Here is a 5,700-nt window from a genome sequence, read left to right as displayed (position 1 = left end):
ATCGGATCGCCCCACCGCCGAACCGCTGCTCCGAAAGTGGGTCTCTTGGGCACGACGGTGTCGGCTGACGCCCTTCAAGAAGCTCGGTGCCACCATCCGCGACCACCTCACCGGCATCCTGCGGCATTTCGACACCGGCCTGTCCAACGGCCAGGTCGAGGCCTTCAACGCCCAGATCCAGGCCGCCAAGGCCCGCGCCAAGGGCTATCGCACTGACGCCAACCTGATCGCCATCAGCTACCTGCTGTGCGCCAAGCTCAGGCATCTACCCCGTCACCCTTGGCTCCATGCTCCCCATCAGACATGAACCGTTTCCACTGGAATCGCGATTGAGCCGAAGAATGCATCGTGTTCAATCATTGCGGATCTCACGCCAGGACACGCGCTGCCAGCGCATGATCTGCTTGCCGAAACTGCTGGCCCCGGTTCCGGCACTACCATCCACCACACCCACACCGGGGAGCAGGACAGGCCGGGTAGGCATCCCCACGCCCAGGTTGACCGAACCGATTGGATGCCCGCCGGCAGCGGTGTCATCGGTGCTGCCATTCTTGTCCAGGTCAAAATAGGACTTGCCGCCGCTGGTGCCGGTAAACGCATCGATGGCGTTGAGGAAGCCACTTCCCGAGGCATCGCAGGCATCGCCTTCAGGAATCATGCTGGCGGCGACGACGAAGTTGTTGTCCACCTGCACATCCTGGATGACACGCTCACCATTGCCCGGCAGATCCAGATACCAGCCCTTGGAGGCGGAAGGCAGCGGCGTTGGATCCTCGAAGTAGCGGTAGTCGCCCGCGACCGCGATGGTCCGCCCGGTCAGGTTGGAGCGGGTATAGGGGTAGCTGCCACCATCATCAATCACGCCGTACAGGGTCTGGGACGCAGGCGTTTTATCGTCGGCGTCCGACGTCGTCATGTAACGCCCCGTGCCGAAAAAGATCCAGCGCTGGTTGGTCTTGATATCGATGGCAGAGGCCAAGCCACCGGTAATCGGCTGCGGCTTGCCGGCGGTCTTCTCGGCATGGAACACCTTGGTCGCCGTCCAGGCCGAAGGCGACGTGGAGCGCAGGTCGAACTTCCAGAGGTTGCCCTGCATATCACCCGCATAGACATACACCAGCGTCTTGCCGTCGGCGGCATACACACCCAGCGGCGCAAACAGACCGTTGTTGGTGGTGTTGTCGGTGGGGATCTCTTTGATCACCGTGCCATCCGACAGGTTCATCACCACCAGGACGGCCTTGTCATTCGTGCTATTGGGGCCATTGCCGAAGATCACGGCCGGGACTGGCGTCCCGTTGCGAACCTGGGCAATCACCGGCGCACCCACCACATACCCCATGTTGTTGCCAGGCGTGTCCTTGCGCTCCCACTTAAAATTGCTGGGGCCAAACGAGGTCGGGTTGCTGACATCCAGCGCATACAGCCCCTTGCCGCCACGCCCCAGTGTGCCCACCAGGATGTTCTGGCCTGGAGTCAGGCTGCGCGGGCTGACCACCACCGGCCCATCGACAAAGAACTTGTGGTCATAGTCGCCGCGGCTGAGCTGCTTGAGTTTGGAGAAGTCCAGAATGTTGGGGACGTAGGCAAACAGTTCCTGCCCGTTGGCCGCATCGAAGGCGTGCAGCATGCCGTCGTTGGCGCCCACGTACACCGTTCCTGCGGTGGTGCCATCGCCCGCCGCGCCGCCCGGCACATAGGCAGGGGAGGAGTTGACGATGTCTCCCAATACGGTGGTCGGGCGGTTGCGCAGATTACCGGCGCCGTTGCGCTCTTCCAGGGTGGCATCGCCCTTGATATAAGCGGCGTTCTTATCGCCCGCGACCTCATAGTTGGCAGGGCCGACCCCACTGTTGTCCAGCGCGGTGATCTGCTGCGAGGTCGGGAACGTGGCGCCACCGGTGCCGGCCTGCCCCGGCGTGCCGCTGGCGGTAAATACCTTGCGGCTGTCGACGGCCGGTATAGTGGCGGTCCAGCTGAGCGCACCCACGCCCGTGCGGCTGACCGCCTGCGCCTTCAGCGCGCCTGTCCAGACGCCAGAGACATAGCTTGCCGAGAACACCTGCGCCCCGGTATTGAGCGAGGTGGAGTTGGCCGTGACGTTGGAGAATGAGCTGGTGCGCTGGGTGATGGCCGCCAATGCTTTGTTCAGGCCCTGCGCGAACGCATCGGGGCTGGTGGCCGGGGTGAACTCGCCATGGCCGTTGACGGCTGCGTGCAGCAGATCGTCCAGGTTTTCTGCTTTATCATCTCCGGGCTGCGGCCAAGTTGCACCATTCTTCAGCGCCGTGGTGGCTTCCGCCACGCTACCCCAACCTTTTGTGGTTTTCAGACCAATCGAAATCGTAAAGGTCACCATATGCTGCCAGAACGCCGGGTCGGCATCGCTGGCGGGCACATTGTTAACCATGTCGGTGCGCAGATCCTTCTTCCAATACTCCATGGCAATATCAGCCAAAGTATTTGAATAGTCATCCTTGTAGGGCGCCACCGGGCTGTAGGTATAGCTCTTTCCTTGTGGCCCATTGATCGTCGGGCCACTCTGGTTATCGGCGTTACTCACACCAATAGCACTATCACTATCGCTATTCCAGTACCCATCCGTAGTCAAGATAACGAAGTTCTGCCGGCAAGACAGCTGATCCGAACCAGACTCCGGGCCATAAGGCCCGTCGCTACCGGTTTTTTTAAAATACCCCCCTGCATTCTTAAGAACCGACCTCAAGGGCGTCCCATTATCCGCATACGCATTAAACAAACGATCATACCAGTCGTTCCGATTTTGATTAATGAAACGCCCATCATCCCGACTTACCGGGATATCCATGTCAGGGGAAATATTGCTATTGTTGTCAGGATGCAGGCTGCGATACCCCACACGCACCCGATTTCCAACAAGCTGACCAAACGCCTCGCTTGCACCCGCCTTGGCTACCTTGATACGCGTGCGATGATAAGAATACCAGGTTGCGAAATTGGTTTTTTCTGCTTCTACCGAGCGCCCGCTAGGCGTCGCCGACGTGCAATTGATCCAGCCCCAGGCGCCATTGGGGTCGCCATCACAGCTATTCGTCACAGAATAAGTGACGGTCAGCGTCGCGCCCGAGAAAGCTTTATAAGCATACAATCCAACATATACCGTTGTCCCAGGATTATTAATTGTACAGCTTTCATTGTTGTTGTTGCCCCATGATCTGCAATCGTAACTGCCTGTCGTCGGATTGCCGCTCTTTTTCAGATACAGATCCAGATCGCCACTTCCGCCCCTGGTTTGCGCCGTGACCGACGCGGCATTCGCAGGCAGCGTCACGGAATAATAAATCCAGTCCCCATTACTGGCCGACTGCCCGGTCTTGGGGTATCCGGAAGCGGTGTAAGTAGCTGCTACCACCTGCCCATACTCCGCGCGCACCACATCCGCCCCTCCGGCTGGAATCTGGTAGCGGTAGTAATTATCCACCACTGAAAGGTAGGCCGTGCTGGTGTTGCTGGGGTCTTGGGGGACGTAGAACGTCTGGGTCTTGCTCGAAAGATTCTTGCTGCCCCCATTGGCGCCGACATAATGCTCACTACTATAGACGTTAGTGTAAGACGTACCCCCTGACATCCGGTTGCCGTCCGACTGCAGCCAAGTTTTGTAGTTTTTAAACGGGTTGTAGTACAACGTGTTGGTTACGTAGTTCTGCATGTACATCCGGGTACTGCCGGTGCTTTCCGGCGTGATGCCAGTCCCCGTGCTGACACCATCTGCATTGGGCGTGCTACTAAAACCACCAGAGCCAGTAATTTCTGGAATGGCTTTGTTGTTAACATTTACCCACGCCATCGACCCAGAATTATCCAGAATGAACAGGATGTTCGGCGCCACACGGTTGCCCGTGGTCAGCGGCTGGTCCGGGATCGTGATGCCCGCGCTGACCGGCAAGGCCAGCAGGGTGACCATGAACGCCATCGGCGCAGTCCACCAGGGGCGAGTACCGGGACGGAGTTGACGCGGGGCGGGGGAACTCTTGCGCTTCATGGGAAACCTCACTGCCGATGCAGATGGATCAACGGCTGACGATATTGGCCTGCAGCACCACTTCCGCCACACCCGCGGTACGGCCACGGGCAGTAATGCGGAACATGGGGCGCTGACACTGGTAGTTGGAAATGGCCGCGGTGGTCTCGCACACGCCCTGCAGCGTGGAACCCTTGCCGAGGCCGAGATATTCGATGGTGTAGGTGGAACGCCCATCCGTCGCGGTCTTGGCCACCGGCGTTTCGGCAGGCACGACCGTCTGGTCGCAGATGCCGTCAGTTGCACAGGTGACGGGTTTGCCTGCAGCGCGCATTTCTGCCAGAGTCTTGCCGTATTGCAGATCGTCGATAGCGGGATTGCCCAGCACGTCTTCCTGCGCCTCCCGCAATGCCGCCTCGGCCGCCTGGAATGCCAGATTGCGGTCGCGCAGATTGGCACCCATCCGCTCCTGCAAGGCCGAGCTGCGCAATACCGCCACTCCCAGCACTGACATCACGATCAAGAGCACCAGCACGATCACCAGGGACACCCCGCGCTGTCGGACGGCTCCGGCAACGCCATGATGCCCCCTGGGCACAATGAAATCCTGCCTGTTCACAGCGTGCGGCTCCTCAAACTGATGACATTGGAGACGTTACGGGTGATGGTTTTGTTGTCCACCTGATTGGTGCCGGTCAGCGTCATGTTGACCCGCACTGCCACCACATTCGGCCAGCTGGTGGGGGTGGCTGTATAGGTGTTGGAGTTGGCCTCCCGGTAAGCGAAGCTCAGCGCGGTCACGCCATCGGCCACCTGCTGGCCAGCGGCACCATTCCGGGAGACATACAAACCGTTGCCAGAGCGATACCAACGCACATTGCGGAAACGGGCCAGCATGACCGTCGAGGGGGGCGCCATTGGATCCGTGGTCATCGCCACCGGCGTGTCCGGCGTGAACGTCACGCTATTGGTGGTCACCCCGGTCGCCGTCACCACATAGAGCTGGTTGGCGTTGCACAGGATCAGCTTGTCGCCCACCTTGAAGGCATCGTTGGCATCGGCGATCTGGCTGGAATCCAGGGTGATGCTGCTGGTAGTGGCCGAAGTGATGCGGTAGGCGGTGTCATCCCCGGACACGACCACCAGCTCGGTGCCGGCCGGCGCGCCGTTGTCACCAACCGGGCTGGTCAGCAGCAGAGTCTCTTCAGCATTGAGAGTGTGCTCGGCATCCGGGCGCGCCAGATTCGAGCAGGCTGTCCCCCCAGCCGCACGGATGTCACGGCCCATCAACTCGTAGGCAACCCGTGCGCTTTCCTGGATGCGGTTGAGCCCCTCATTGGCCTGGAAACTGCGCTGATTGGACTGGAACACGGCAAACGCGGCGCCCATCACCAACAGACCCAGCACCATGGCAATCATCAGCTCGATCAGGCCAAAACCGGCCTGCCAGCGCGTGCCGACCCCCATCGAACGCACAACGGCTCCTCCCCGGCTCATATCCGCGCCCTCGTTTCCACCATACGTGCCGCCCCACCCTGGTCGCCGCCGGCGCGTGAGTCATCCCAATACACGCGAACCTGGCAATTCGCCGGGCAGCCGATAATCTCGGCTCAATCGCGATTCCAGTGGAAACGGTTCATGTCTGATGGGGAGCATGGAGCCAAGGGTGACGGGGTAGATGCCTGAGCTTGGCGCACAGC

At 60.2% G+C, this 5,700-nt stretch carries 4 protein-coding genes; 1 reads left to right on the top strand and 3 read right to left on the bottom strand.

Annotated features, from left to right (window positions below):
- Positions 1-307 (top strand): transposase (locus tag BUA29_RS11535; protein WP_143148941.1); only part of this gene is annotated, 307 nt, incomplete at its 5' end.
- A gap of 45 nt (positions 308-352) precedes the next feature.
- Here the strand turns inward: BUA29_RS11535 and BUA29_RS11530 are convergent.
- From BUA29_RS11530 to BUA29_RS11520, 3 genes are all read right to left on the bottom strand, one after another.
- Complete coding sequence (locus tag BUA29_RS11530; protein ID WP_072756670.1) at positions 353-3,952, bottom strand: PilC/PilY family type IV pilus protein; 3,600 nt, start codon at positions 3,950-3,952, stop codon at positions 353-355.
- Positions 3,953-4,049: 97 nt separating this feature from the next.
- Entirely contained in the window at positions 4,050-4,514 is a 465-nt protein-coding gene (locus tag BUA29_RS12265; protein ID WP_084602477.1) for a pilus assembly PilX family protein, read from the bottom strand.
- Positions 4,515-4,615: 101 nt separating this feature from the next.
- A complete protein-coding gene (locus tag BUA29_RS11520) occupies positions 4,616-5,467 on the bottom strand; it encodes a PilW family protein (protein WP_072756669.1) in 852 nt (283 codons plus the stop codon).
- Positions 5,468-5,700: the final 233 nt, after the last annotated feature.

Source organism: Thermomonas hydrothermalis, from assembly GCF_900129205.1.
In the GTDB taxonomy this organism is placed as follows: domain Bacteria; phylum Pseudomonadota; class Gammaproteobacteria; order Xanthomonadales; family Xanthomonadaceae; genus Thermomonas; species Thermomonas hydrothermalis.
The sequence above is the reverse complement of the archived record's forward strand: the minus strand, read 5'-3'. Positions and strand labels throughout refer to the sequence as shown.